This window comes from Lentibacter sp. XHP0401, assembly GCF_025751535.1.
Taxonomy (GTDB): Bacteria; Pseudomonadota; Alphaproteobacteria; order Rhodobacterales; family Rhodobacteraceae; genus Lentibacter.
Genome location: NZ_JAOWLC010000003.1, coordinates 82,509 through 108,197 on the forward strand (window position 1 = coordinate 82,509; position 25,689 = coordinate 108,197).

The window sequence follows — 25,689 nt, forward strand, 5'->3', positions numbered from 1 at the left end:
CATGTCCGATATTCCAAGCAAAGCCCGTGTGGTCATCATCGGCGGCGGCGTTGTCGGCTGCTCCGTGCTCTATCATCTCGGCCTCAAAGGCTGGACAGACTGCGTGCTGCTCGAGAAAAACGAGCTCACGGCCGGGTCTACATGGCACGCCGCTGGCAACGTGCCCACCTTCAGCACCTCATGGTCGATCATGAACATGCAGCGCTACTCGACAGAGCTATATGCCCGCCTCGGCGCTGAAGTTGATTACCCGATGAACTACCACCAGACAGGCTCGCTCCGCCTCGCACACTCCAAAGAGCGCATGCAAGAATTCGAGCGCGCCGCCTCTATGGGCCGCTACCAAGGCATGGATATCGAAATCCTCACGCCTGAAGAGACAAAGGCGCGCTACCCCTTCCTCGAAACCCACGACCTCGCAGGCGCGCTCTTTGACCCGCATGATGGTGATATCGACCCCGCCCAACTTACCCAAGCCCTCGCCAAAGGCGCACGCGACATGGGCCAGAAGGTGCTTCGTTTCACACCTGCCACAGGAGTCACCCAGCAGCCCGACAAGTCATGGATCGTGCACACTGAAAAAGGCGATATAGCCGCCGACTATGTGGTCAACGCCGCTGGTTACTACGCCCAGCGCGTCGGCGAGTGGTTCAAGCCCTATGGCGGGAGAACCGTGCCCATGATGGTGATGGAGCATCAATATCTGCTGACCGAGCAAATCCCCGAAATCGAGGCTTGGAGCAAAGACCACGGCAAGAAGCTCCCCCTGCTGCGCGATGTCGATGTTTCCTATTACCTGCGTCAGGAAAAAGGCGGTTACAATCTTGGCCCCTACGAGCCAAATTGCAAAGCGCACTGGGACACCGACGCCGACAAAATGCCAGAGGATTTCTCCTTCCAACTCTGGCAGGAAGATCTCGACCGCATCGAGGATATCGTGACCGACGCGATGGAGCGTGTGCCGCTCATGGCCTCTTCGGGTGTCTCAAGCGTCATCAACGGCCCGATTCCTTACGCCCCTGACGGCCTTCCGCTCATCGGCCCCATGCCGGGGGTTGATAATGCCTTCGAGGCCTGTGTCTTTACCTTCGGCATCGCCCAAGGCGGCGGCGCGGGCAAAGTCATGGCAGAGTGGATTGTCGATGGCCAGACCGAGTGGGATATGTGGTCCGTCGATCCGCGCCGCTACACGGATTACACCGATCACGCCTACTGCGTGGCGAAAGGCATGGAAGTCTATGGCAACGAATACGCCATGCACTTCCCGTGGCACGAATGGCCCGCTGGCCGCGACCAGAAGCTCTCCCCGGTTCATGACCGGGTGCTTGCCCAAGGCGGCGTCATGGGCGCCTACAACGGCTGGGAGCGCGCCAACTGGTTTGCACAGGAGGGCGATGACACATCGCTTGACGCCACCCATACATGGGGCCGCGCAGGCCCATGGGAGCAACGCATCCGCGAAGAATGCGAAGCCGTCCGCGACAACGTCGGCGTGCTCGATCTTCCCGGTTTCTCCCGCTTCAACCTGTCAGGCGAGGGCGCAGCCGAGTTCCTGCACGAACAAATCACAGGCGCTCTGCCCAAGATCGGCCGCATGAACCTGATGTATTTCGCCGACAGTCGCGGCCGCATCCTCACCGAAATGTCCTGTGTCCGCCACGATGAGGATTTCTTCACCCTCATCACAGCCGCCACAGCCCAATGGCACGATTTCGAGCTGCTCCGCTCGCGCCTGCCCGCAGACCTAACTCTCACAGATCACAGCACCGAGTTCGGCACACTCATCGTCACTGGCCCCAAAGCGCGTGACCTTTTCCAAAGCATCGGAACAGAAGCCGACCTCTCCCTGCCATGGCTCTCCCACCAGTCCGCAACAGTCGCTGGCCAGCCCTGCGCTCTCGCCCGTGTCTCTTTCGCAGGCGAGCTCGGCTGGGAGGTCCACGCCGCCAACGCAAACCTGCCCGTCATCTACGAAGCCATCCTCGCCGCAGGTGCAAAACCCTTCGGCATGTGGGCACTCAACTCGCTCCGTTTGGAAAAAGGCTACCGCGCATGGAAGGGTGACCTCTCCACAGACTACTCCCTCTTCGAGGGTGGGCTTGACCGCTTCGTCAAACTCGACAAACCACAAGACTTCCCCGGAAAATCCGCCCTGCAAGCTGAACGCCAACAAGGCCCCAAAAAGCGCTTCGTCACCCTCCTTGTCGAGGCTGGCGACACAGACGCGCCCTATATGTCCTGCCTCTACTCCGGTGGTGAAATCGTGGGCGAAACAACCTCGGGCGGCTGGGGCTACCGCATCGGCAAATCCATCGCCTTGGGCATGGTAAGAGTCGATCTGGCCATGCCCGGCACAGAGCTTGAAGTCGAAATCTACGGCACGCGTCACAGAGCCGTGGTGCAAGAAGACGCCCCCCTCTGGGACGCCGCAAACGAAAGGCTGCGCGCATGAGCGAGATCACTCTTCTCGACGGCTCCATCGGCCAGGAAATCGTCAAGCGCTCAGGCGGCCGTGCCACCTCGCTCTGGTCCACATCCGTGATGATGGAGCAGCCCGAAGTCGTGCGCGCCGTGCACACTGATTACTTCCATGCAGGCGCCACAATCGCCACAATGAACAGCTATGCCATCTGGCCCGACAGGCTCGAGCGCGTCGACCTCGCAGCCGAGCACCTACACCTCCTCGATACAGCCGCCGCAGAGGCCATCGCGGCCCGCGCCGCCTTCGGTTCAGGCCGTGTCGCCGCCTCCCTCGGCCCCCTTGGCGCGTCCTATCGCCCCGATATCGCGATCCCTCTGGCAGAAGCAGCAGAAGCCTACCGCATCAATATGGAGCGCCTCGCGCCTTCTGCCGATCTCTTCTTGATCGAAACGGTTTCTTCGCTTCATGCCGCCCGCGGCGCGCTCATGGGCTGCGCCACATCAAAAAAGCCTGTCTGGCTCGCCATCACAGTTGATGACGATGACGGGACCAGGCTCCGCTCAGGAGAATCCGTCTCTAACCTTGCCCAACTCGTGCAAGAATTCGCGCCCGCCGCCCTCCTGGTCAACTGCTCCCGCCCCGAGGCCATCGCCGCTGCGCTTGATCTCATCGCGCCCATAGGCCTGCCCTTTGGTGCCTACGCCAACGGCTTCACACGCATCTCCGAGGGCTTCCTGAAAGAAGCACCCACAGTCGATGCGCTGGAGCAACGCAAAGATCTTGGCCCCGAAGACTACGCCACCTTCGCCATTCGCTGGATCGCCCAAGGCGCAACCATCGTGGGCGGCTGCTGCGAAGTCGGCCCCGAACACATCAGAGAACTCGCCACCCAACTCAAAGCCGCAGGGCACACGATTATCTAGCCTTTCTTATTGCCACAAATATCCTGGGGGGTGCGGGGGGCTAGCCCCCCGCCGCTCCGCCAAGCCCCAGCATCCATGGAGTCACACAAATGCCCATCCTCCCCTCCAAAGCCCGCGTCGTCGTCATCGGTGGTGGCATCATCGGTTGCTCCGTCGCCTATCACCTCACCAAACTCGGCTGGAAAGACGTGGTGCTGCTTGAGCGCAAACAGCTCACATCAGGCACAACATGGCACGCCGCAGGCCTCATCGCCCAGCTCCGCGCGACCGCCAATATGACCAGGCTCGCCAAATACTCCCAAGAGCTCTACGGCAACCTTGAAGAAGAAACAGGCGTCGCCACCGGCTTCAAGCGTGTTGGCTCCATCACAGCCGCCCTCACCTCCGAGCGCCTCGAAGAGCTGCACCGCTCCGCCGCCATGGCTCGCGCCTTCGGCGTGCAGGTCGAGGAAATCTCCCCCTCCGAGATCAAACAGCGCTACGAACACCTCAACATCGAGGGCGTCACAGGCGGCGTCTACCTCCCGCTTGATGGTCAGGGTGACCCTGCCAACATAGCCCTCGCCCTCGCCAAAGGTGCGCGCCAGCGTGGCGCGACCGTGCAAGAGCGCGTAAAAGTCACTGACATTGCCAAAAACGGCCGCCGTGTCACTTCTGTGAGTTGGCAAGGCGAAGACGGCACATCAGGTGAAATCGAGGCCGATATGATCGTCAACTGCGCGGGCATGTGGGGCCACGAGGTCGGCAAGATGGCGGGTGTCAACGTCCCCCTTCACGCCTGCGAGCACTTCTATATCGTCTCCGAGCCTATCGCAGGCCTCACCCAGCTTCCTGTGCTGCGTGTGCCCGATGAATGCGCCTATTACAAGGAAGACGCAGGCAAGCTCATGCTCGGCGCGTTTGAACCCCGCGCGAAACCGTGGGGCATGGACGGCATCTCCGACGCGTTCGAGTTCGATCAGCTTCAGGAAGATTTCGACCACTTCGAACCAATCCTCGAAATGGCGGTCAACCGTATGCCCATGCTCGGCAAGGCAGGCATCCACACCTTCTTCAACGGCCCCGAAAGCTTCACCCCTGACAACGCCTATCACCTCGGCTTCGCCCCCGAGATGGACAACGTCTGGGTCGCCGCCGGCTTCAACTCGATCGGCATCCAATCCGCCGGCGGCGCTGGCATGGCCCTCGCCGCGTGGATGGACACGGGCGAAAAACCTTTTGATCTCGGCGACGTCGATATCTCGCGCATGCAGCCCTTCCAAGGGAACAAGCACTACCTCTTCGAGCGCTCCAAAGAAACGCTCGGCCTGCTCTACGCCGATCATTACCCCTTTCGCCAGAAAGCCACAGCCCGTGGCGTCCGCCGCACGCCCTTCCACACCCAGCTCCTCGCTCAAGGCGCCGTCATGGGTGAGCTCGCAGGCTGGGAGCGCGCCAACTGGTTTGCAAACGCGGGCCAGAAGGCCGAATACGAATACTCGTGGCAGCGCCAGAACTGGTTTGACAACCGCGCCGCCGAGCATGCCGCAATCCGCCAAAACATCGGCATGTATGATATGTCATCCTTCGGTAAACTGCGCGTCGAAGGCCCCGATGCCGAGCACTTCCTCAACCGTGTCTGCGGCGCAAACATGTCTGTTCCTGCTGGCAAGATCGTCTACACCCAGTTCCTCAATGCCAAAGGGGGCATCGAGGCCGATGTGACAGTCACCCGCCTCTCCGAGGCGGCCTATCTCGTCGTCACCCCCGCCGCAACGCGCCTCGCTGATGAAACATGGCTCAGGCGGCATTTGGGCAATGATAGAGCCATAGTCACCGATGTCACAGCAGCCGAAGGCGTCCTCGCCGTCATGGGCCCAAACGCACGCAAACTCCTGCAAGCCGTCTCGCCCAATGACTTCTCCAACGAGGCAAACCCCTTCGGAACAGCGCAAGAGATCGAGCTTGGCTTCGGCCTCGCCCGCGCGCACCGCGTTTCCTACGTGGGCGAGCTTGGCTGGGAAATCTACGTGAGCGCCGACATGGCCGCCCATGCCTTTGAAGTGCTGCACGAAGCAGGCCAACCTCTTGGCCTCAAGCTCTGTGGCATGCACGCGATGGACAGTTGCCGTATCGAGAAAGCCTTCCGCCACTTCGGTCACGATATCACCTCCGAGGACAATGTCGTCGATGCAGGCCTCGGCTTCGCGGTTGATCTCTCCAAAACCGACTTCATAGGCAAAGCCGCCGTCGCCGTCCGCCGTGAAAGCGGCCCCAAAGCGCGTATGGTGCAGTTCCTTTTGGAAGACAGCCATCCGCTCCTCTACCACAACGAGCCGATCCTGCGTGATGGAGAGATCGTCGGCTACCTAAGCTCAGGGGGCTACGGCCACACCCTCGGCGCAGCCGTCGGCCTTGGCTACGTTCCCTGCGAAGGCCAATCCGCCGCTGAGGTTCTGACAAGCTCCTATGAAATCGATATCAAAGGAACTCGCGTCAAAGCAACGGCCTCCCTCAAGCCGATGTATGATCCCAAATCAGAGAAAGTGCGCGCCTAGTCCTTCCTCTTTCTTCAAATATCCTGGGGAGCGCGAGGGGCAAAGCCCCTCGCCATGGTCGGATTGTGCAAAGCACAATTCGAAACCAAAGCGGTACATCACGGGGCTGGCCCTCCCCTCCAAAACCGCCTAATCAGGTCGAGAAGAGGACCACCCCATGACCGAGAACCGTGACACCCCCCTAGGCCTCGCTTTTGCGCTTACAGCCTATATCCTTTGGGGCTTCCTGCCGCTCTATATGAAGCTGCTCAGCCATATTCCCGCCGCCGAAGTGGTCGCGCATCGGGTGATCTGGTCACTCCCTATTGCCGCCACCTTGCTCATCATTCTTGGCCGCACGTCCGATATTAAAACAGCTCTAACTACGCCCAAAATGCTCGCTATGGGCTGTGTCACCGCCGCGCTCATCTCGATCAACTGGGGCTTCTACGTCTGGGCCATCACATCAGGTCACGCACTCGACGCGGCTCTTGGCTACTATATCAACCCACTCTTCTCCGTCTTCCTCGGCGCGGTGCTTCTGGGCGAAAAGCTGGGCAAACTCCAGCTCGCCGCCCTAGCCCTCGCCGCAGCGGCGGTGTTCATCCTCACGCTTGAGGCGGGCAAGCTGCCGTGGGTTGCCATCGCACTTTTCGTCACTTGGGGCTTATATGCCCTGGCGAAAAAGTCGCTGCCGATCGGGCCAAATCAGGGCTTCCTGCTCGAAGTGATCATCCTCACCCCCCCAGCCATAGCCTATCTTGCCTGGCTCGGGCCAACAGGAAACTTCCTTGGCAGCGCTTATGACACATGGCTCCTTCTGGGCTGTGGCGTGGTTACAGCTGTGCCGCTCCTTGTCTACGCCAACGGCGCAAAGCTGCTGCGCCTCAGCACAATCGCCATTTTGCAATACATCGTCCCCACGATGATCTTTTTCATCGGCGTGTTCGTCTTCAAGGAGCCTTTCGGCGGCGCACGGATGATCGCCTTTCCGATGATCTGGATGGCCCTCGTGCTCTATTCCACAGCCATTTTCCGCAATATGCGTGCCGCCCGCAAACTGGCCGGCAGAACAGCGACAACACCATGACAAATACGCTCCTCACCATTGGCCATGGCTTCTCCGCCAGCGCCCTTACACGCCTTCTCGCCCCGCTTGGCTGGCGCATGTTCGGCACAACCCGCTCACCCGAGAAGTTCGCCGCCCTAAAGGCACAAGGCGTCACGCCCCTGCTCTTTCCCGGCGGCAATCTGACAGAAGCGCTGGCAGAGGTCACACACCTCCTTATCTCGGCTTCACCGGGCGAGAATGGTGACCCGTTTCTGGCCAAATACGGCTCTAAACTGGCCCAACTCGCGCCCAATCTTGAATGGGTCGGTTATCTCTCGACAACGGGTGTCTACGGTGACCGCGCAGGCGGATGGGTCATAGAAGAAACACCTCTCACCCCAAGCAGCAACCGCGGTCTCATGCGTGTCGAGGCCGAAGAGCAGTGGCAAGGCTCAGGCCTGCCCGTCCACATCTTCCGTCTCGCAGGCATCTACGGCCCAAACCGCAGCGCTTTTGACAAGCTCCGCAAGGGCACGGCCCAGCGCGTCATCAAAGAGGGACAGGTCTTCTCACGCATTCACGTCGAAGACATCGCCCAAACCCTCCTCGCCTCGATCAACCGCCCCGATGTCGGCACGGCCTACAACGTCAGCGATGATATGCCGGCCCCGCCGCAAGACGTGCTCGCCTACGCCGCCGAACTTCTCGGCATCAGCCCGCCCCCCGAAGTCCCCATCGAGGAGGCCAAGCTCTCTCCCATGGCCCGCAGCTTCTATGAAGACAGCAAACGCGTTTCCAACGACCGCATCAAGGAAGACCTCGGCGTCACCCTGCTCTATCCGGACTATCGCGCAGGGCTTGAGGCTATTCTTGCGTCGGAGACGCGTGAATAGCCTTGCCTTTCGCGCACCAAACCCTACCTACCCTTAAACCCTAGCTTCCGAGGCTCAAATGTCCCTGCGCGCAACGCTCGCCAAATTCGTTGATCACCCCAGAACCGTTTCGTTCATCACCGTCGTGATCATCTTCAACGCGATCATTCTGGGCCTGGAAACCTCGCGAAGCGCCATGGCCAATTATGGCACACTCATCGAGGCACTCGACAAAATCTGCCTCGCCATCTTTGTCGCCGAACTGGCCGCCAAGCTTGTCGCCCACGGTCCCCGTTTTTTCCGCTCGGGCTGGAACATATTTGATTTCGTTATCATCGCAATCTCACTCATCCCCACAGGTCAGGGCTTCTCCGCCATGCGCGCGCTGCGCATCCTGCGCGTGCTCAGGGTGGTCTCGGTCGCGCCCTCTCTGCGCCGCGTGGTCGAGGGCCTCATCACAGCCATGCCGGGTATGGGCTCGGTCTTTATGCTGATGGGGCTGATCTTCTATATCGGCGCCGTTATCGCGACAAAGCTCTTTGCAGAGACCTTCCCCCAATGGTTCGGCAGCCTGGGCGCATCCGCCTACACGCTCTTCCAGATCATGACACTCGAAAGCTGGTCCATGGGGATCGTCCGCCCCGTGATGGAAGTCTACCCCTACGCATGGGCCTTCTTCCTCCCGTTCATCCTCGTCACGACATTCGCAGTGGTCAACCTGCTGGTCGGCCTCGTGGTCAACTCCATGCAAGATGCCCACCACGCCGAAGACGTCGCCAACACCGACGCCTACCGCGACGATGTAAAAGCACGGTTGGACGGGATCGAAAGAAAGCTTGATGCGATGGCAAATGCCCGCGCAACGCAAAAGGATTGAACCATTCTCACGCAATGAGCGTTAGACATGATGGTAAGTGAAAGTCGCACCCTCAGCAATCTGCTCGATGCGCTTGAAGACGCAGGAAGCGGCGAAACCGTCTCGCTCTCCGATGTTTTGAAAGAAATCGGCAGCCGCAGCTTTGCAGCGCTCATACTGGTCCCTTCGCTGATCCTGATTTCGCCGCTGTCAGGCGTCCTCGGATTACCCACCATCGGTGCAGCAATCATGTTTCTCGTCGCGTTGCAAAAGCTGTTGCGCCGTCCTCACATCTGGCTGCCCGATGTGCTCAAGCGCCGCAAAGTTCAGTCAAAACGACTGCTCAAAGCAACAAGCTGGCTCCGGCCCGTTGCCAACTGGGGCGATAAGCACACCCACAAGCGCCTCCGCTGGCTCACAACAGAGCCCGCGAATCTCCTAGCATTATTGGTGATCATGGCGATCTGCCTTGTGATCCCGATGCTGGAAGTTCTGCCCTTCGTAACATCGGTTTTTGCCGTAGCGATAAGCCTCTTTTCCGTAGGCTTTCTCGCACGTGACGGCCTGTTCACACTTCTTGGCTACACACAGGTCGTGCTCAGCTTTGGCGTGGTCCGGTATATGGTAGGTTAAGCCCGCTTCACCTGAGCAACACCCAACACACCCAGCACTTTCGCCACTATATGTTCGGCCTCAAGCCCGGCTTCGGCATACATTTCAGCGGGCGAGCCTTGGTCAATGAACCAGTCAGGCAAGACCATAGAGCGGAACTTGAGGCCCGCATCAAACGCGCCTTCCTCGGCCAGAAGTTGCGCCACATGCGAGCCAAATCCGCCCACAGCGCCCTCTTCCAGCGTGATCAGCACCTCGTGCTCGGCGGCCAGCCGCAGTATCATGTCGCGGTCCAGCGGCTTGGCAAACCGCGCATCCGCAACCGTCGGGGTAATGCCCTTCGCGGCCAGTTGCTCGGCAGCCTTCTCGGCCTCGGCCAGTCGCGTGCCAAAGCTCAAAAGCGCAACGCGCGCCCCCTCGCGTACAACACGACCTTTCCCAATCTCAAGCGCCATGCCACGCACGGGCAAATCAACGCCAACGCCCTCACCGCGCGGATACCTGAAAGCAATAGGCCCGCTGTCATGCGCCGCAGCCGTGGCCACCATATGCTTCAGCTCGGCCTCGTCCGCTGCCGCCATCACAACCATGTTGGGCAGGTTCGCCAAAAACGCGATGTCATAGCTCCCCGCGTGCGTTGCCCCATCCGCGCCAACAAGCCCCGCACGGTCAATCGCAAAGCGAACAGGTAGGTTCTGCAAGGCCACATCATGCACAATCTGGTCATAACCACGCTGCAGGAAGGTTGAATACATCGTGCAAAACGGTTTCATGCCTCCCGCCGCCAGCGCACCACAAAAGGTCACGCCATGCTGCTCGGCAATGCTCACATCAAAGCAACGGCTCGGGTAACGCTCGGCCATCAGGTCAAGCCCCGTGCCGCTCGGCATAGCCGCTGTCACCGCACAGATCTTGTCATCTTCCGCCGCCAGCCTGACAAGCTCGTCGCCAAAAACAGAGGTATAGCTCGGCGCATTGCTCGGCGTTTTCACCTGCTTTCCGGTGACCACATCAAACTTGGCCGTCGCGTGCCCCTTATCGTCGCGCGCCTCGGCGGGGGCATAGCCCTTGCCCTTCTTGGTAATCGCATGAATGAGAATCGGCCCCGTCGCCCGCGCCTTCACAGTCCGCAAAAGCGGCAAAAGCTGGTCCATGTCGTGCCCGTCAATCGGCCCGATATAGCTAAAGCCCAATTCTTCAAAAAGCGTGCCGCCCACGGTCATGCCCTTGAGCATTTCCTTGGCCCGCTTCGCGCCTTCCTGAAAGAACGGAGGCATCAGACTCACCGCGCCCTTGGCCGCGGCCTTGAGTTCCTGAAAAGGCTCCTCGGCATAAAGGCGATTGAGATATCCCGAAAGCGCGCCCACAGGCGGCGCAATGCTCATGTCGTTGTCATTGAGAATAACAATCAGCCGCTTGCCCAAATGGCCCGCATTGTTCATCGCCTCAAAGGCCATGCCTGCGCTCATCGCACCATCTCCGATGATGGCAATCGCATCACCCAGGCCCTCGGGGCAATTTCCGCCCAAATCACGCGCTACAGCAAAGCCCAGCGCCGCGCTGATCGAGGTAGAGCTATGCGCTGCACCAAAGCAATCGTAAGGGCTCTCGCTCCGCTTGGTAAATCCGCTCAACCCGCCACGCTTGCGCAGCGTGCGAATCCTGTCGCGCCGCCCTGTCAAAATCTTGTGGGGGTAGCTCTGGTGGCTCACATCCCAGATAATCTTGTCTTTCGGCGCATCAAACACCGCATGAAGCGCCACGGTGAGTTCCACAACACCCAAGCCAGCGCCCAAATGCCCGCCCGTTTCAGACACAGCCGAAATCGTCTCGGCGCGCAGCTCATTGGCCAGCGTTCCAAGCTCGGCATCGCTCAGCCGCTTCATATCGGCGGGGCTGGCCACTTGGTCTAGCAGCGGGGTGTTGGGGCGGTCATTCATAAGCACCCTTTCAAGGGCCGTTTCACTTACGCCGCGAGATAACGAAGCGCGCCGCCTCTCGCAAGCACTCGGCATCGTCTTGATAGATAGATAAGGCCTCACAAGCCTCTTCTACAAGGTCTTTAGCTTGACGTTTCGCCGCATCAAGGCCCAGAAGTGACACAAAGGTCGCCTTCCCTGCTCCTGCATCCTTGCCAACAGCCTTGCCCGTCACTTCCACATCACCCTCTACGTCAAGGATGTCATCGGCAATCTGGAAGGCAAGCCCGAGCCTGTCTCCATACGTCTCTAATCCTGCGCAATCCGCCCAAGCCATCACTGGCCCGGCCGTCGCAGACCAGCGGATAAGCGCACCCGTCTTACCGCGCTGAACCGCTTTGATTTCATCCAGGCTCAAAGGTGCAGCGCTGGTTTCCGCCGCAATATCCATCATCTGCCCGCCGACCATGCCATTATGCCCCGAGGCCACAGCCATCCCGTGCAAAAGCTTCATCGCATTGGGCAAATCCTCGCTCGCAAGCAGCTCAAAACCCTTGGCCTGCAAGGCATCTCCCGCCAAAACAGCGGTATGCTCGTTCCATTTCTTGTGAACAGTCGGCTTGCCGCGGCGCAGGTCGTCGTCGTCCATGCAGGGCAAATCATCGTGAATCAGCGAATAGGCGTGGATACACTCCACAGCCAGCGCCGCTTCTCTGGCAGAATGTTCGCTCTGCTCATGCAGCCTCGCCGATTCATACACCAGAAAGGCCCGCAAAGCCTTGCCGCCTTCCAGCGCATAAAGCATCGCTTCACTCAACTCGGCCTGCGCCATAGATGCTGGCACACCAAACGCCTCGCGCGCCGCTTCTGAAACTGCGCCCTGAGCGCGGCGCAAAGCCGCCTCAAAGCCGAGTGGCTCAATCAACATCTAGCGGCTTCGTCCCTGTCGGGTTGCCTTCGCCATCAAGCGTAATAGCAGCAACTTTTTCTTCCGCTTCCTTGAGCTTGCCTTCGCAGTGCTTCTTCAGCACAGCGCCGCGCTCGTAAAGCTTTATCGAGTCTTCCAACGGCACATCGCCGCGCTCCAGCTGGCCCACAACTTTCTCAAGCTCCGCCATAGCGGCCTCAAAGCTCATCTCTTTAACAGGTGTCTCGCTCATGCGTCTCTCCAGCTCGTTTTTTCAGACCATACAGGCGCATCGAAAAGGGTTCAATTCGGAACCGCCGCCGCATATGCTCCGCCCATGTCAGAGATCGAGATCAGCAATATCCAGCTTTACCCCGAAGAGGCCCTCGCCGCTTTGGACAGGCTAGAGCATATCGCCACAATCGCCCTCGCTGGCCGCGCGCATACTGTTGAAAAAGCGCTGCATCTTGTCCCAAACCGTCACGCCGTTTTCAGCGGCACATTTGAGGGCGCACCCGTGGTCTTTCGCCTCGCCCTGTCTGATAAGGCCCGCGAAACATCAGCCAGGGAATGGGCCGAGCTCTCCCGCGTCTGGCCTTACATGAGTGAGCCCCCCCTCACCGTGCAACAGCCGCTCTTCTTTGATGAAGCCACTGGCCTCACCGTCACGGCGCTGGCAAAGGGTGAAGGCCTGCTCACCGCCCTCTGGCGGCTTGCGCCACAGGACCGCGCCGTGCCCATAGCCCTCTCCGCCGACTGGCTGCGCAAATACACCGCCCCCTCCGAAGAATGGCGCGAGACAAACCGCCGCCCATGGCGCAAATGGGCCGAGCAAGCCGTGGGCAAACAGCCGCATGAAAGCCTCGCCGATATCGAGGGCCGCATCTTTCACCGCATGAAAAAGCTACACCGCCAGATCGACTTTCCCGAATGGCGCGTGGCTCTCGCCCATGGTGATTTTCACCTCAACAATCTCTTCTGGAACGGCACAGGCCTCACAGGCCTCGACCTTGGCGCAACCAATCATGCGCCTCTTTACAAGGATATCGCCCGCGCGCTTGTCCACATGGCGCGTCGCGGCATGTTGCCTTCAGGCTCCCGCCGCTTCGGTGTCGATGCTGACGCCTTCGAGACATTTTCCGCCCGCTTCGAGCTTAACGATCAGGAAAAACACGGCTATCTGCCTTACTTCATCTGCTTTGAAACTCTCATCAAAGTCGAACACCCCAAAATGCCCCAAGCGCGGATTGATCACGCCATGGCCATGTCAAAAGCCTTGCTGGAAGATCTCAAGCAAATCACTTAACCATCTTTGCTTTCAGCTCATACAGCACAGCCAGCGCCTCGCGCGGCGTCAGCTCGTCGGGGAAGATGTCGGCCAATGCCCCCTCAACTTCACTCGCCTTGGCCTTCACAGGCTGGGGCGCAGGTGCGGCGCTAAACAGTGGCAAATCATCAATAACCGCCTTTGCAGAGCCTTCCCGCTCGCCCTTTTCCAAAGCGTCGAGAACAACCCGTGCCCGCGCGATCACGCTCTCGGGCAGCCCCGCCAGCTTGGCAACTTGCACACCATAAGAGCGGTCTGCAGTGCCTTTGCGCACCTCATGCAGGAAGATGATATCACCCTCCCACTCCTTCACCATCACAGTGGCATTGGAGCAACGCGCGAGCTTGTCGGAAAGCTGCGTCATCTCGTGATAATGCGTCGCAAAAAGCGCTCGGCAGTGGTTGCTCTCGTGGAGGTGCTCCAAAGTCGCCCACGCGATAGAAAGCCCATCATACGTCGCCGTGCCGCGCCCGATCTCATCAAGGATCACAAGCGCGCGGTCATCCGCTTGGTTCAAAATCGCAGCGGTTTCCACCATCTCGACCATAAAGGTAGACCGCCCCCGCGCCAGATCGTCACTCGCACCAACGCGGCTAAACAACTGGCTCACAATCCCCACACGCGCCGCCGCCGCAGGCACATAGCTTCCCATCTGCGCGAGCACAGCAATCAGCGCATTTTGCCGCAGAAAAGTCGATTTACCCGCCATGTTCGGGCCCGTCAGCAGCCAAAGTTGGTCATCCTCCGCAAGCGCGCAATCGTTCGGCACAAAGCTCTCACCACCCTGCCTGCGCAAGGCCTGCTCCACAACAGGGTGGCGCCCCTGCTCAATCTCCAGCGCGCGGCTTTCGTCCACTTTGGGCCGCGCCCAATCTTCCTCGCGCGCGATGCTGGCAAGGCCCAGTGCCACATCAATCTCCGCAAGCGCGCCGGTGGCCGCAAAAATGGCCTCCTGTTCCGCCAGAATAGCGGCCCGAAGCTCGCCAAATATCCTCAGTTCAATCTCGGTTGCGCGCCCCCCCGCGTTCAAAATCCGCGTTTCCATTTCGCTCAGCTCGGGAGTGGTAAAGCGCACTTGGTTCGCAGTGGTCTGACGGTGCTTGAAGCGCTCGTTGAGCGGCGCACCAAGCATCTTCTCCGCATGAGTTGCCGTCACCTCAATAAAATACCCAAGCACATTGTTGTGCTTGATCTTGAGCGATGAAATCCCCGCATCGGCAGCATACTCCGCCTGCATCTTGGCAATCACCCCGCGCCCCTCGTCGCGCAAGCTCCGGCTGGCGTCGAGTTCTGCATCATAACCAGCCGCCACAAACCCGCCATCACGGGCAAAAAGCGGCGGCTCCGCTACCAGCGCGGCATCGAGCAAATCAACCAGGCGGTCATGCCCCAACAGCTTCTTACCCGCCTCCGCCAAAAGCTCGGGAAGTTCAATTTTGGCCATGTTAGAGCCTATTTCGCCCGCTTTCCCAAGGCCGTTGCGAATACTCGCCAAGTCCCTCGGCCCACCGCGCTCAAGGCCCAGACGCGACAAGGCCCGCTCCATATCAGGCACATGTCGCAGGCTGTCGCGCGTGTCGGCCAGAAACCCGGTTTCAGCCAGCCCAAAACCCACAGCATCAAGCCGCGCGCCAATCTCGGGTACATCACATGAAGGCGAAGACACCCGCCGCTCCAGAAGCCGCGCGCCCTGCGCTGTCAGCGTGCGGTCAATCGCCCCCAGAAGCGAACCGGCACGCGCGCCCTGCATAGAGCGCGTCAGCTCAAGGTTGCGCCGTGTCGCCGCATCAATCTGCATGACCCGTCCGGCAACTTCGCGCACAGGCGCCGCAAGTAGCGGCAGCTTTCCCTTCTGGGTGATCTCCAAGTAATCAAGCACAGCGCCCAGCGCCGACACTTCCGCGCGGCTGAACTGCCCGAAAGCCTCCAGCGTCTCGACCTCGAAGAAATCACAAAGCCGCTTTGTCGCCCCCTCGCTGTCAAAGCTCGCCTTGCCAAGCTCGCTCACAGCAACACCCTGTTCCTCGGCAATTTCGGCAAGCTCGCCAAACTGCGCATCGGCAAAGACAATCTCGCTGGGCGAAAGCCGCGCAAGCTCTGGCCCAAGCCGCACACGGCTCAGCTCCATCACCCGAAAATCACCTGTCGACATGTCAAGCCATGCCAGCCCCGCGCTGTCCCTGATCTCGATATAAGCCGCCAGAAAATTGTTCCGCCGCGCTTCAAGCAGGCTGTCTTCCGTAAGTGTCCCGGGTGTCACCAGCCGCACAACATCACGCCGCACAACCGATTTATAGCCGCGCTTCTTCGCCTCTTCAGGGCTTTCCAGCTGCTCGCACACGGCCACACGAAATCCCTTGCGAATGAGCGTCAGCAGATAATTCTCCGCCGCATGATGCGGCACACCACACATAGCAATGTCCTCGCCATCGTGTTTGCCCCGTTTTGTGAGCGCAATGTCCAGCGCCTCTGACGCCGCCACAGCATCGTCAAAAAACATCTCGTAAAAGTCGCCCATGCGATAAAACAAAAGCGCCTCGGGGTAATTCCCCTTAATCTCGAGATACTGCGCCATCATTGGCGTCACAGCTGGCTTGGCAGCGCTCACAGGCTCATCCCCCCGAATGGTTCGGGCCAAACTAATCTGCACAGCGACCGCGCGAAAGCCGAAAGTCGCGTTTTAGTTTGAGAGAATGGCCTGTAGCCGCTATGACAGCCCAACCCCTTCTTGAATCAGGCCCAAAATGACCAAGCAAAAGATCTCCCGCGAAGACGCCCTAGCCTTTCACCTCGAGCCAACTCCCGGCAAATGGGAGGTCACCGCAACTGTCCCCATGACAACCCAGCGTGATCTCTCGCTCGCCTACTCCCCCGGTGTTGCCGTGCCTTGCGAGGATATCGCGGCCAACCCCGAGTTGGCCTACGACTACACCAACAAAGGCAATCTCGTTGCGGTCATTTCCAACGGCACAGCCGTCTTGGGCCTCGGCAACTTGGGCGCGCTCGGCTCCAAGCCCGTGATGGAGGGCAAAGCCGTCCTCTTCAAACGCTTCGCTGATGTCAACAGCATCGACCTTGAGCTTGATACAGAAGATCCCGACGAATTCATCAACGCGGTCCGCCTCATGGGGCCCACCTTCGGCGGCATCAACCTTGAAGATATCAAAGCCCCCGAGTGTTTCATCATCGAGCAAACCCTCAAAGAGCAGATGGACATCCCCGTCTTTCACGATGACCAGCACGGAACAGCCGTAATCTGCGCTGCTGGATTGCTCAACGCGCTCCAGATTTCTGGTAAGAACATCGAAGACGTCAAGATCGTCGTCAACGGCGCGGGTGCAGCAGGCATCGCTTGCATCGAGCTGATCAAAGTCATGGGCGCAAAGCACGATAACTGCATCCTTTGCGATACCAAAGGCGTTATCTATCAGGGCCGCACCGAAGGCATGAACCAGTGGAAATCTGCTCATGCCGCCAACACTCCCGCGCGCACACTCGCCGAGGCCATGGATGGTGCCGATGTTTTCCTCGGCGTCTCCGCCAAAGGCGCTGTTACGCAAGAGATGGTGGCCTCTATGGGCAAAAACGCAGTAATCTTCGCCATGGCCAACCCTGATCCCGAGATCACACCCGAAGAGGCCCACGCCGTGCGCGAAGATGTGATCGTCGCCACAGGCCGCTCTGATTATCCCAATCAGGTAAACAACGTGCTCGGCTTCCCCTATCTCTTCCGCGGCGCGCTCGATATCCACGCCCGCGCCATCAATGACGAGATGAAAATCGCCTGCGCCGAGGCTCTGGCCAAACTCGCACGTGAAGATGTCCCCGATGAAGTCGCCATGGCCTACGGCAAAAAGCTCAGCTTCGGCCGCGATTACATCATCCCGACTCCCTTTGATCCGCGCCTGATCTATGTGATCCCCCCCGCCGTTGCGAAAGCAGGGATGGACACAGGCGTCGCCCGCCGCCCGATCATTGATATGGACGCCTACGAAGCCTCGCTCAAGTCGCGGATGGACCCGACAGCCAGCATCCTGCGCAGCCTCAACGCCCGCGCACGCCAGAATCAAGCCACCATGATTTTCGCCGAGGGCGATGACCCCCGCGTGCTGCGCGCCGCCGTGCAATATCAACGCGCCGGCATGGGCAAAGCTCTCGTTGTCGGCCGCGAGGATGATGTCAAAACCAAACTCACAGCCGAAGGTATGGCCGACGCCGTGGGCGAGCTCGAGATCGTCAACGCCGCCAACACACCCCACTTGGCCGAGTATAAAACCTTCCTTTACAAACGCCTCCAGCGTCAGGGCTTTGACCGCCACGATGTGCACCGCCTCGCCGCACGCGACCGTCACGTTTTCGCAGCCCTCATGCTGGCCCACGGCCACGGCGAAGGCCTCGTCACAGGCGCTACCCGCAAATCCGCTCACGTCATGCAGCGCATCAACATGGTGTTTGATGCCTCAGCTGAAGCAGGTGCCGTCGGCGTCACAGCGCTCCTTCACAAAGGCCGTATCGTCCTTGTTGGCGACACGCTGGTGCACGAATGGCCCGATGAGAACGATCTGGCCACAATCGCCGAGCGCTCCGCCGATGTGGCCCGTCACCTGGGCCTCGAGCCGCGCGTCGCCTTCGTGAGCTTCTCAACCTTCGGCTACCCCCGCTCCGAACGCGCCGAAAAAATGCACAAGGCCCCCGAAGTGCTGGAAGCCCGCGGCGCAACATTCGAGTATGAAGGCGAAATGACAGTCGATGTCGCCCTCAACGCTCGCGCGCAAAAAGCTTACCCCTTCTCACGGCTCACTGGCCCCGCCAACATCCTCGTCGTTCCGGCGCGTCACTCTGCCTCGATCAGCACAAAGCTCATGCAGGAAATGGCCGGCGCAACAGTCATCGGCCCCATCCTCGCGGGCATCGACGAAAGCATCCAGATCTGCTCCACCGTTTCCACAGTGAACGACATTCTCAACATGGCAGTGCTTGCAGCGTGCAAAGTCGGCTAGCGCAATGACCCTCTTCAACCTCGGCTCGATCAACCTTGACCACTTCTATGAAGTGCCTCACCTGCCCGCGCCGGGCGAAACGCTGATTGCGGAAAGTCACCAAACCGGCCTCGGCGGCAAAGGCGCAAACCAGTCTGCCGCCGCCGCCCGGGCTGGCGCCCGCGTGGTTCATATCGGAGCGGTCGGCTCCGATGGCGCTTGGGCCGTCAACCGTCTCAATGAACTCGGCATCAACACCGCCCATATCTCCACAGTCAAAGCTCCCACCGCCCACGCGATCATCAATGTCGATCCCGCAGGTGAAAATGCCATCGTCGTTTTCTCCGGCGCCAACATGAAGCAGTCTCTAACACAGCTCAAAGCGGCCTTACTCACGGCCAAGCGCGGCGATATGCTGCTGCTGCAAAACGAGACCAATCTGGCGCTCGAAGCCGCCACGCTCGCCCGCAGCCTCGGCCTCAAGGTCGTCTACTCCGCCGCCCCGTTCAACGCCGGGGCCACCAAGGCTCTCCTCCCGCTCACCGATCTGCTCATCCTCAACGCTGTCGAAATGCAGCAGCTCACCGAGGCCACCAATTCAGAAGCCCTCACCCCCGCCACAATCGTCGTCACTGAAGGCTCCAAAGGCGGCTACGCCATCACACCAGAGGGCGAGCAACGCTTCCCCGCCTTCCCCGTCAAAGCGGTCGATACAACAGGCGCAGGCGATACCTTCACAGGCTATCTCGCCGCCGCCCTCCACGAAGGCCAGCCGCTTGAAAGCGCCCTGCGCCTCGCCGCCGCCGCCTCTGCCCTCAAAGTCACAAAAAAAGGGACAGCCGATGCCATCCCTTCCCGCGCCGATGTCGAAGTTTTCCTAGCCGCTCAAACCTGATTACCCTTTCTTTTTGCCACAAATATCCTGGGGGGACGATACAAAAGCCTGCGGCTTTTGAATCCGGGGGGCTAGCCCCCCGCGGATCGGCTTGCGAAGCAAGTCGAAGCTTCACCCCGCAAATGGCGCAGCCCCGCCCCATATCGCTTTCACCCTGGCATCACGCCCACAAGCCTTGCGATAAAACTTATAGGCAGATGCCTTGCTCTTCGGCCCTGCCCGCGTCAGCACAATATCAGAGCTTTTGTAATAATCCTGATGATACGCCTCGGCTGGATAAAACCCGTTCAGCGGCAAAACCTTGGTGGCAATCTTGCCCCCCAGGTCCTTGCCCGCCTCGCTCACTGCCTTCTCTGCCGCAGCCTTTTGCTCTGCTCCGTTGTAAAACAGCGCTGTCTTATACGCTGGCCCACGGTCACAAAACTGCCCGCCTGCATCCAGCGGATCAATCGAGCGCATAAATTTATGCAAAATCTCGTCACGGCTGATCTTGCCCGCGTCAAAAGTGATCTTCACAACCTCATAATGCCCCGTATGGTTCTTGTAAGTCGGGTTGGTTGATTTACCCCCCGCAAAGCCGGACACAGCATCAATCACACCGGGAACTTTCTCGAAATCCGATTCAACACACCAGAAACACCCCCCGGCCACTACAATCTCTTCACGCGGCCCCGCATGGGCAACGCCACATTGCAGCAACAGGGCAACGCCAATCAGCGCCGCCAACATCACCGCCTTCATTTCTCTCACACAGCACATCATGGCTTTCCCTCCTGCCAAATTTGCCTTCACTCTAGCGCTGAAAAACTCCGCTGTAGACAGCCCTCACAGAGAGGTTACTACTTGTTCCCGAAACGTGAGAGGCCGAAACATGAGTGACAAAATAACAACCCACGCCGCCGAGGAAGACGCCCGCAACGAGCAAATCCTAATATGGCTCAACGGTCGCTGCGTGCCCAAAGCCGAAGCGCTCGTCAGCGTCTATGACAGTGGCTTCATGCTGGGCGATGGCGTCTGGGAGGGCCTGCGCCTCTACAATGGCAACTGGGCCTTCTGGGGTGAGCATTTTGACCGCCTCTTCGAGGCCGCCAAAGCGATTGATCTTGATATAGGAATGACCCGCGATCAGCTCTATTCCGCCTTATTAGAGACGCAAAAAGCCAATGACATGACAACAGACGCCCACGCGCGCCTCATGGTCACCCGGGGCGTCAAGACCCGTCCCTTTCAGCATCCATCCCTCAGCCGCCAAGGCCCGACAATCACAATCATCATGGAGCATTCCCAGCCCAAGATCCCGCGTCCGATCCGCCTTGCAACAGTCCCGCACATCCGCGGTCTGCCGATGACCCAGGATCCCAAGCTGAACTCCCATTCCAAGCTCAACTGCATTCTCGCCTGTATTGCCGCCGAAAAGGCCGGTGCCGACGAGGCGCTGATGCTCGATATCAACGGCTTCGTAAACACAACCAACGCCTGTAATTTCTTCATCGTCCGAAAAGGCGCTGTCTGGACCAGCACGGGAGACTACTGCATGAACGGCATCACCCGCCAGAAAGTGATTGATCTCTGCCGTGCCGATGGCATCCCCGTCTTCGAGCGCAACTATAGCCTTGTCGATACATACGGCGCCGATGAAGCCTTCCTCACCGGCACATTCGGCGCACAAACCCCCGTCAGCGAGATTGATGGCCGCCCCATCGGCACAGGAAATATGGGCCCCGTCACCAAACGTCTTCGCACGCTTTACAAAGATCTGATCGGGGCCAGCGCATGACAACAATCGCCATGTGGTCCGGCCCGCGCAACCTCTCAACCGCGCTCATGTATAGCTTCGGAAACCGCGCTGATTTCACCGTGGTGGACGAGCCCTTCTATGCCCACTACCTGCGCGAAACAGGCCTCGCGCATCCCATGCGCGAAGGGGTGCTCGCCAGCCAACCGCAAGACGCCGAGGCAGTGGTTCAGTCTCTAACGCAGCCAAAAAAGCAACATTTCTACCAAAAACACATGTGCCAGCACATGCTACCCTCCGTGCCGCGCGGCTGGATGCTTACCGTGCAAAATGTCTTTCTCATCCGTCACCCCGCCCGCGTCATCGCCAGCTTCGGTGCGAAATATGAGGGCTTCGGTCTGGCCGATATCGGCTTCTCCCAACAGCTCGAGCTTTTCGAAATGCTCCGCGCCGAGGGAAAAAACCCGATCGTCATCGACAGCGCCGATATTCGCAACGCGCCCGAGCATATGCTCACCAAGCTCTGCACCGTCCTCGGCCTGCCGTTTGATACCGCCATGCTGCACTGGCCCAAAGGCGGCCATGCTTCCGACGGCGCATGGGCTCCACACTGGTATAACGCCGTTCATGCCTCCACCGGTTTTGCCGGCCCCGAAGGCCCGCTACCCGATATGGAAACACCCGAACAACAGCAGCTGCTCGCCAAAGCCCTGCCCGTTTACAAGGCGCTGAGCACATGCAAACTAACGCCCTAACTGAAAGCTTTTCCGCTGTAATAGAGACGATTTCTGCCAAAAAGCGGCGCTACAAGTTTGAATTGAGCCTAGGCGCTTCCCTGCTCATCGCTGCCTGCTTGGGGATGGCAACAGCAGACGGCGACATGGTAGGCGCCTTCGCGCTTCTTAGCCTCGGTTTGTTCGGTCTTTACACCTTGCAAATCAACCGTTTCAAAAAGCACAGCACCGATCTCATCATGCCTCTGCTCTGCAACGCGGTTGAAGGCCTCGCCTACAACGGCCTGCAAGAACCGCCCTTTGTCGATCGTGAAAAAGAACTTCTCCTGCCTGGCGGCTACTTCAGCGGGCACAGCATCAGCCTGACAGGCAAGTTCGGCAACCAGTGGTTCCGCCAGTTTAATGTCACACTAGAAGAATCAGACGGCGACAACACCAAAACTACCTTCCGCGGCGTTGTCCTTCAATTGCCGCCCCTTGGTATTGCGCCGCCACTTCTCGTCCGCCCAAACAGCCGCGCACGCGGGGCGCTCGGCACGTGGGTCTTCGGCCCGAATGACCCTATGCCAGCCAAAACTGAACTTGGCAGGCTCTCGGCAAACGGCGAAGCTCTAACCCTTTTTGCCCCCGATGAAGCCACAATCGACACCTACGCCACGAATCTCAAAGCCCTCATCGCCACCTCCGATGCCACCTTCACCGACAGCGCCACAATCGACACGGCCCTCATAACCCAAAGCGCCACATGGCTCGCAATCTCCGATAACTCCCTGCCGTTTTCCATCGGCGGGTTGTTTCAATCCAGAACAGCTCTCGCCGCCGATATCGAGCGCGCCTCAGCCGAACTCGCAGTGCCGCTGCGCCTCATGCAGCTCTGGGTAGACGGCCTCCGCAAAAAACCCGAACCGCCCACATCCCCGAAATTGCACGCCAAAACTGCTACCTTTTAACCCAGTTTCCGTTGATTAAGCACATTCCCCTTGTCTCACATCGCGGTTGCTCTATCTGTCTTGCAAGCAACAATAAGACAGAGACGTATGAACATAGCATCCGCCTTCCCGAACGAGCAGACCACCAAAACCAAGTCAGCAAAAGAATGGGTCACAACACTGGCCAAGTTCCGCGAGCCAAACGCAGCCCGCAGCAATTTCGAGCTTTTGGTCACGGCCATTCCCTTTCTGGCTCTCTGGGCGCTCGCTTGGGCCTCCCTCTCTGTCAGCTATTGGCTCACGCTCGTGCTATCCGTGCCAATAGCGGCGTTCCTCCTCCGCCTCTTCACAATCCAGCATGATTGCGGCCACGGCTCCCTGTTCAAAAACCGTGACATGAGCGATTGGATCGGGCGTGGCCTCGGCGTGCTCACCCTCACCCCCTATGATGTCTGGCGCCGCACCCACGCGATTCATCATTCCTCGCACGGCAATCTCGCCAAGCGTGGCATCGGCGATATCGTCACCCTCACCGTGGCTGAATATCAGGCGCTCTCACCGCTCTGGAAACTTCAGTATCGCGCCTATCGCAACCCGTTCTTCCTCTTCGGCTTTGTCCCCGCCTATCTCTTCTTCATCCAGCAGCGCTTCCCCGTGGGCCTCACGCGCACACCCAAATACTGGGTCTCCGCCATGCTCACCAATCTGGCAATCCTTACAATCCTCGGCACGCTTTACTATTTCGGCGGTTGGGCTCCGATCCTGCTTATCTTCGTCCCCTCAACCCTGCTCGCCGCAACCGCTGGCATGTGGCTCTTCTACGTCCAGCACCAGTTCGAAGAAACAACATGGGACCAGAATGAAAACTGGGATCTACACGACGCCGCGCTCTACGGCAGCTCGCACTATATCCTGCCCTCATGGATCAACTGGTTCAGCGCCAACATCGGCATCCACCATGTTCATCACCTCTATGCGCGCATCCCGTTCTACCGCCTGCCAGAAGTGCTGCGCGAGAACGCCGAACTGGCCGAGATCAACCGTATGACAATCCGCGAAAGCCTCGCCAGCGTTCGCATGCACCTCTGGGATGAAAACGGCAAACGTCTGCTTTCCTTCCGTCAAGCGCGCGCAATGACCGCCTAACAACAACCACTCTTTCTTATTGCTCCAAATATCCTAGGGGGAGGATTCAAAAGCTCTAAAGCTTTTGAATCAGGGGGACTAGTCCCCCGCCTCGGTCGGATTCTCGCGCAGCGAAAATTCGAAGCCTAAAGCAGCTTCGCCAGTCGCATGGCAACACCCATATCGCCCGAGACCTTCAGCTTCCCCGTCATAACACCCGTCATGGCATTCAGCTTGCCGGTCAGCAGCTTGCCAAGATTCTCCTTGCTGATCTTCAGGGTGCAGTCTGTCGGCTCGTCTTGGGCCAAAACAGCCCCATCCTTCAAAATAATCACCCCGTCCGCACCGCAATCAAACTTGAGAGAGCCCTCAAAGCTCTTGCCCTTCAGCCCGCGTTCAATGCCTTCAGCCATTTCTTGCATAATATGCCTCCACTTGGTTCACCCGATTATGGCTCACCTGAAAAGCCACCGCTGCACTAACCTTGCGGCACCTTCATGCCTTGGAAAAGCCCCGCCCCAAGGACCGCCATGCCACAGCCGTCAACAAAGCCGCTCCAAGCCCGGCCGCGGCAAACGGCATGGTCAGCGCTGCACCGCGGGGCATCAACGCCTCGGACCAGCTCACAATCAAACCTGATAAAAGCAAACCAACCGGCATCATCCCCCACGCCAGCAAGCGGTAAACCGAGTTCACCCGCCCAAGCAGCGCATCAGGAATCACCCGCTGACGGTAGCTCACCGATACGGTGTTCCAGATAAGCCCCGTCAACTCGAACATCGCCAGCACAAGAGCCAGCGCCCAGCCGTTCGGCGCAAAGACAATCGCGCCAAAGGCCACAGCGGAGGCCAGCGTCATCCATTGCGCCGTCGCCCCCGCGCCCAGCCGCTTTATCACCCGCTCGGCAATGAGTCCGCCAAGAATCCCGCCCACAGCCCCGGCGGCAAGGATAAGCCCGTATCCTCGCGCGCCCAGCCCGAGATTCTCCTGCACATGCAACACCAGCGCAATCACAACCATCTGGTGCAAAAGGTTCCACACTCCCGTCACCACAGCAAGCAGCCTCAGCAAAGGAGCCGCGCGCAAAAAGCCTAGCCCCTCGCGCAACTCCTTTCGCCAGTCGCGCGCCCCCGCCTGTTGTGGCTTGAACTGCCCGCGCAGCCCAAGCATCATCAAGGCCGCCAGCGCAAATATCGCGGCATTCAGCGCGAAAGGCATCCAGATCACAAAAGCAATCAGAAACGCGCCCAGCGCCGGCCCGATAAGCGCATTGCCCACAAGCTCCACACTCCAGAGCCGCCCGTTTGCACGCTCAAGCCCCGCGTGCGGCACAATCGCAGGCAGCATTGTTTGCGCCGCATTGTCCCGAAACACTTCGGCTGTCCCCACCAGAAGCGCGCACATCAAAAGCGCTCCAAACAGAACAGGCACGCCCGTTCCGTTCTCCGGCGGCTCCCCAAGCGGCAAGGCCGACCAAACGAGAAGCGCAGCCACAGCAAAGACACAGGCGCGCAAAATATCCATCGTCAGCATAAGGCGGCGACGGTCCACGCGGTCGGTCACAATTCCCGCTGGCAGCGCAAATAAAAACCATGGCATCCTAAGCGCCACAGGCATCAGCGCCACCAAAAGGGGGTCGCGTGTCAGCAGCGTCGCCATCCATGCCCAGACAACAACCGCAATTCCGTCTGCAAGGTTGGTCATCCCGCTCGCGGCAATAAAACGGCCAAGCTGGCGCGATGTGTCAGGTGTCGTCATGGTGCGCAGTCCTCAACCAGCGTGCGCCACATTAATCAATTTTCCCTTAACGAAAACCCTGTTTGGGGGGTGTACGGGTTGTGCACGCATGGTGCACGCTTTTCACCCCCCTGCAATCAGCGCTGTTTC

21 protein-coding genes are annotated in these 25,689 nt (G+C 59.4%); 14 read left to right on the forward strand and 7 right to left on the reverse strand.

Annotation, left to right across the window (positions count from 1 at the left end; all coding sequences use genetic code 11):
• Position 1: 1 nt before the first annotated feature.
• From OE750_RS05235 to OE750_RS05265, 7 genes are all read left to right on the forward strand, one after another.
• Positions 2-2,452 (forward strand): GcvT family protein, encoded by a 2,451-nt coding sequence (locus OE750_RS05235; RefSeq protein WP_263762192.1) that lies wholly within the window; start codon positions 2-4, stop codon positions 2,450-2,452.
• Complete coding sequence (locus tag OE750_RS05240; RefSeq protein ID WP_263762194.1) at positions 2,449-3,345, forward strand: homocysteine S-methyltransferase family protein; 897 nt, start codon at positions 2,449-2,451, stop codon at positions 3,343-3,345. The genes OE750_RS05235 and OE750_RS05240 overlap by 4 nt, the downstream gene beginning before the upstream one ends.
• An 89-nt stretch (positions 3,346-3,434) precedes the next feature.
• Positions 3,435-5,882, forward strand: coding sequence for a GcvT family protein (locus OE750_RS05245; RefSeq protein ID WP_263762196.1), 2,448 nt, complete (start codon positions 3,435-3,437; stop codon positions 5,880-5,882).
• Positions 5,883-6,039: 157 nt separating this feature from the next.
• Positions 6,040-6,951 (forward strand): EamA family transporter RarD, encoded by a 912-nt coding sequence (rarD, locus tag OE750_RS05250; protein WP_263762197.1) that lies wholly within the window; start codon positions 6,040-6,042, stop codon positions 6,949-6,951.
• The gene (locus tag OE750_RS05255; RefSeq protein ID WP_263762199.1) at positions 6,948-7,805 is read left to right on the forward strand and encodes an SDR family oxidoreductase; all 858 of its coding nucleotides are present in this window, start codon (positions 6,948-6,950) and stop codon (positions 7,803-7,805) included. The genes rarD and OE750_RS05255 overlap by 4 nt, the downstream gene beginning before the upstream one ends.
• A gap of 58 nt (positions 7,806-7,863) precedes the next feature.
• On the forward strand, positions 7,864-8,661 hold the full coding sequence (locus tag OE750_RS05260) for an ion transporter (RefSeq protein ID WP_263762201.1): 798 nt from the start codon (positions 7,864-7,866) through the stop codon (positions 8,659-8,661).
• Positions 8,662-8,688: 27 nt separating this feature from the next.
• Positions 8,689-9,273: an exopolysaccharide biosynthesis protein gene (locus OE750_RS05265; protein ID WP_263762203.1), complete on the forward strand. Its 585-nt coding sequence runs from the start codon at positions 8,689-8,691 to the stop codon at positions 9,271-9,273.
• Here the strand turns inward: OE750_RS05265 and dxs are convergent.
• The 3 genes from dxs to OE750_RS05280 are packed head-to-tail and all read right to left on the reverse strand — an operon-like array spanning position 9,270 to position 12,331.
• Entirely contained in the window at positions 9,270-11,192 is a 1,923-nt protein-coding gene (gene dxs / locus OE750_RS05270) for a 1-deoxy-D-xylulose-5-phosphate synthase (protein ID WP_263762205.1), read from the reverse strand. The genes OE750_RS05265 and dxs overlap by 4 nt on opposite strands.
• Before the next feature lie 22 nt (positions 11,193-11,214).
• Entirely contained in the window at positions 11,215-12,099 is an 885-nt protein-coding gene (locus tag OE750_RS05275) for a polyprenyl synthetase family protein (protein WP_263762207.1), read from the reverse strand.
• Complete coding sequence (locus tag OE750_RS05280; RefSeq protein WP_263762209.1) at positions 12,089-12,331, reverse strand: exodeoxyribonuclease VII small subunit; 243 nt, start codon at positions 12,329-12,331, stop codon at positions 12,089-12,091. Before OE750_RS05280 ends, OE750_RS05275 begins: the two co-directional genes overlap by 11 nt.
• 84 nt (positions 12,332-12,415) lie before the next feature.
• Between OE750_RS05280 and OE750_RS05285 the strand changes: the two genes are divergently transcribed.
• Positions 12,416-13,384 carry an aminoglycoside phosphotransferase family protein gene (locus OE750_RS05285; protein ID WP_263762210.1) on the forward strand — a complete coding sequence of 323 codons (969 nt, stop codon included), beginning with the start codon at positions 12,416-12,418 and terminating at the stop codon, positions 13,382-13,384.
• On the opposite strand, the gene mutS is transcribed toward OE750_RS05285, so the two are convergent.
• Positions 13,377-15,983: a DNA mismatch repair protein MutS gene (gene mutS, locus OE750_RS05290; protein ID WP_263762612.1), complete on the reverse strand. Its 2,607-nt coding sequence runs from the start codon at positions 15,981-15,983 to the stop codon at positions 13,377-13,379. The genes OE750_RS05285 and mutS overlap by 8 nt on opposite strands.
• Before the next feature lie 166 nt (positions 15,984-16,149).
• On the opposite strand from mutS, the gene OE750_RS05295 reads away from it, so the two are divergent.
• Together OE750_RS05295 and OE750_RS05300 are read left to right on the forward strand one after the other, a co-directional pair.
• The gene (locus OE750_RS05295; RefSeq protein WP_263762212.1) at positions 16,150-18,405 is read left to right on the forward strand and encodes an NADP-dependent malic enzyme; all 2,256 of its coding nucleotides are present in this window, start codon (positions 16,150-16,152) and stop codon (positions 18,403-18,405) included.
• Positions 18,406-18,409: 4 nt separating this feature from the next.
• The gene (locus OE750_RS05300; protein ID WP_263762214.1) at positions 18,410-19,279 is read left to right on the forward strand and encodes a ribokinase; all 870 of its coding nucleotides are present in this window, start codon (positions 18,410-18,412) and stop codon (positions 19,277-19,279) included.
• A 111-nt stretch (positions 19,280-19,390) separates the two neighbouring features.
• On the opposite strand, the gene msrA is transcribed toward OE750_RS05300, so the two are convergent.
• Positions 19,391-20,038, reverse strand: coding sequence for a peptide-methionine (S)-S-oxide reductase MsrA (gene msrA / locus OE750_RS05305; protein ID WP_412176202.1), 648 nt, complete (start codon positions 20,036-20,038; stop codon positions 19,391-19,393).
• A gap of 112 nt (positions 20,039-20,150) precedes the next feature.
• Here msrA and OE750_RS05310 point away from each other — a divergent pair, with 112 nt between their 5' ends.
• The 4 genes from OE750_RS05310 (at position 20,151) to OE750_RS05325 (ending at position 23,823) form a co-directional block, all read left to right on the forward strand.
• Positions 20,151-21,056, forward strand: a complete 906-nt coding sequence (locus OE750_RS05310; RefSeq protein WP_263762216.1) for a D-amino acid aminotransferase — start codon at positions 20,151-20,153, stop codon at positions 21,054-21,056.
• The gene (locus OE750_RS05315) at positions 21,053-21,769 is read left to right on the forward strand and encodes an HAD family hydrolase (protein ID WP_263762218.1); all 717 of its coding nucleotides are present in this window, start codon (positions 21,053-21,055) and stop codon (positions 21,767-21,769) included. Before OE750_RS05310 ends, OE750_RS05315 begins: the two co-directional genes overlap by 4 nt.
• Entirely contained in the window at positions 21,751-22,698 is a 948-nt protein-coding gene (locus tag OE750_RS05320; RefSeq protein WP_263762220.1) for a hypothetical protein, read from the forward strand. The genes OE750_RS05315 and OE750_RS05320 overlap by 19 nt, the downstream gene beginning before the upstream one ends.
• Before the next feature lie 87 nt (positions 22,699-22,785).
• The gene (locus tag OE750_RS05325) at positions 22,786-23,823 is read left to right on the forward strand and encodes a fatty acid desaturase (protein ID WP_263762222.1); all 1,038 of its coding nucleotides are present in this window, start codon (positions 22,786-22,788) and stop codon (positions 23,821-23,823) included.
• Between the two features lie 125 nt (positions 23,824-23,948).
• Here the strand turns inward: OE750_RS05325 and OE750_RS05330 are convergent, their stop codons facing one another.
• Positions 23,949-24,224, reverse strand: coding sequence for an SCP2 sterol-binding domain-containing protein (locus OE750_RS05330; RefSeq protein ID WP_412176200.1), 276 nt, complete (start codon positions 24,222-24,224; stop codon positions 23,949-23,951).
• Between the two features lie 73 nt (positions 24,225-24,297).
• Positions 24,298-25,560, reverse strand: coding sequence for an MFS transporter (locus tag OE750_RS05335; RefSeq protein ID WP_263762224.1), 1,263 nt, complete (start codon positions 25,558-25,560; stop codon positions 24,298-24,300).
• Positions 25,561-25,689: the final 129 nt, after the last annotated feature.

Coding starts and splice junctions, on each gene's coding strand:
- OE750_RS05235 (WP_263762192.1), top strand. CDS start 2: ATGTCCGATATTCCAAGCAAAGCCCGTGTGGTCATCATCGGCGGCGGC.
- OE750_RS05240 (WP_263762194.1), top strand. CDS start 2,449: ATGAGCGAGATCACTCTTCTCGACGGCTCCATCGGCCAGGAAATCGTC.
- OE750_RS05245 (WP_263762196.1), top strand. CDS start 3,435: ATGCCCATCCTCCCCTCCAAAGCCCGCGTCGTCGTCATCGGTGGTGGC.
- rarD (WP_263762197.1), top strand. CDS start 6,040: ATGACCGAGAACCGTGACACCCCCCTAGGCCTCGCTTTTGCGCTTACA.
- OE750_RS05255 (WP_263762199.1), top strand. CDS start 6,948: ATGACAAATACGCTCCTCACCATTGGCCATGGCTTCTCCGCCAGCGCC.
- OE750_RS05260 (WP_263762201.1), top strand. CDS start 7,864: ATGTCCCTGCGCGCAACGCTCGCCAAATTCGTTGATCACCCCAGAACC.
- OE750_RS05265 (WP_263762203.1), top strand. CDS start 8,689: ATGATGGTAAGTGAAAGTCGCACCCTCAGCAATCTGCTCGATGCGCTT.
- dxs (WP_263762205.1), bottom strand. CDS start 11,192: ATGAATGACCGCCCCAACACCCCGCTGCTAGACCAAGTGGCCAGCCCC.
- OE750_RS05275 (WP_263762207.1), bottom strand. CDS start 12,099: ATGTTGATTGAGCCACTCGGCTTTGAGGCGGCTTTGCGCCGCGCTCAG.
- OE750_RS05280 (WP_263762209.1), bottom strand. CDS start 12,331: ATGAGCGAGACACCTGTTAAAGAGATGAGCTTTGAGGCCGCTATGGCG.
- OE750_RS05285 (WP_263762210.1), top strand. CDS start 12,416: ATGTCAGAGATCGAGATCAGCAATATCCAGCTTTACCCCGAAGAGGCC.
- mutS (WP_263762612.1), bottom strand. CDS start 15,983: ATGATGGCGCAGTATCTCGAGATTAAGGGGAATTACCCCGAGGCGCTT.
- OE750_RS05295 (WP_263762212.1), top strand. CDS start 16,150: ATGACCAAGCAAAAGATCTCCCGCGAAGACGCCCTAGCCTTTCACCTC.
- OE750_RS05300 (WP_263762214.1), top strand. CDS start 18,410: ATGACCCTCTTCAACCTCGGCTCGATCAACCTTGACCACTTCTATGAA.
- msrA (WP_412176202.1), bottom strand. CDS start 20,038: ATGTGCTGTGTGAGAGAAATGAAGGCGGTGATGTTGGCGGCGCTGATT.
- OE750_RS05310 (WP_263762216.1), top strand. CDS start 20,151: ATGAGTGACAAAATAACAACCCACGCCGCCGAGGAAGACGCCCGCAAC.
- OE750_RS05315 (WP_263762218.1), top strand. CDS start 21,053: ATGACAACAATCGCCATGTGGTCCGGCCCGCGCAACCTCTCAACCGCG.
- OE750_RS05320 (WP_263762220.1), top strand. CDS start 21,751: ATGCAAACTAACGCCCTAACTGAAAGCTTTTCCGCTGTAATAGAGACG.
- OE750_RS05325 (WP_263762222.1), top strand. CDS start 22,786: ATGAACATAGCATCCGCCTTCCCGAACGAGCAGACCACCAAAACCAAG.
- OE750_RS05330 (WP_412176200.1), bottom strand. CDS start 24,224: ATGCAAGAAATGGCTGAAGGCATTGAACGCGGGCTGAAGGGCAAGAGC.
- OE750_RS05335 (WP_263762224.1), bottom strand. CDS start 25,560: ATGACGACACCTGACACATCGCGCCAGCTTGGCCGTTTTATTGCCGCG.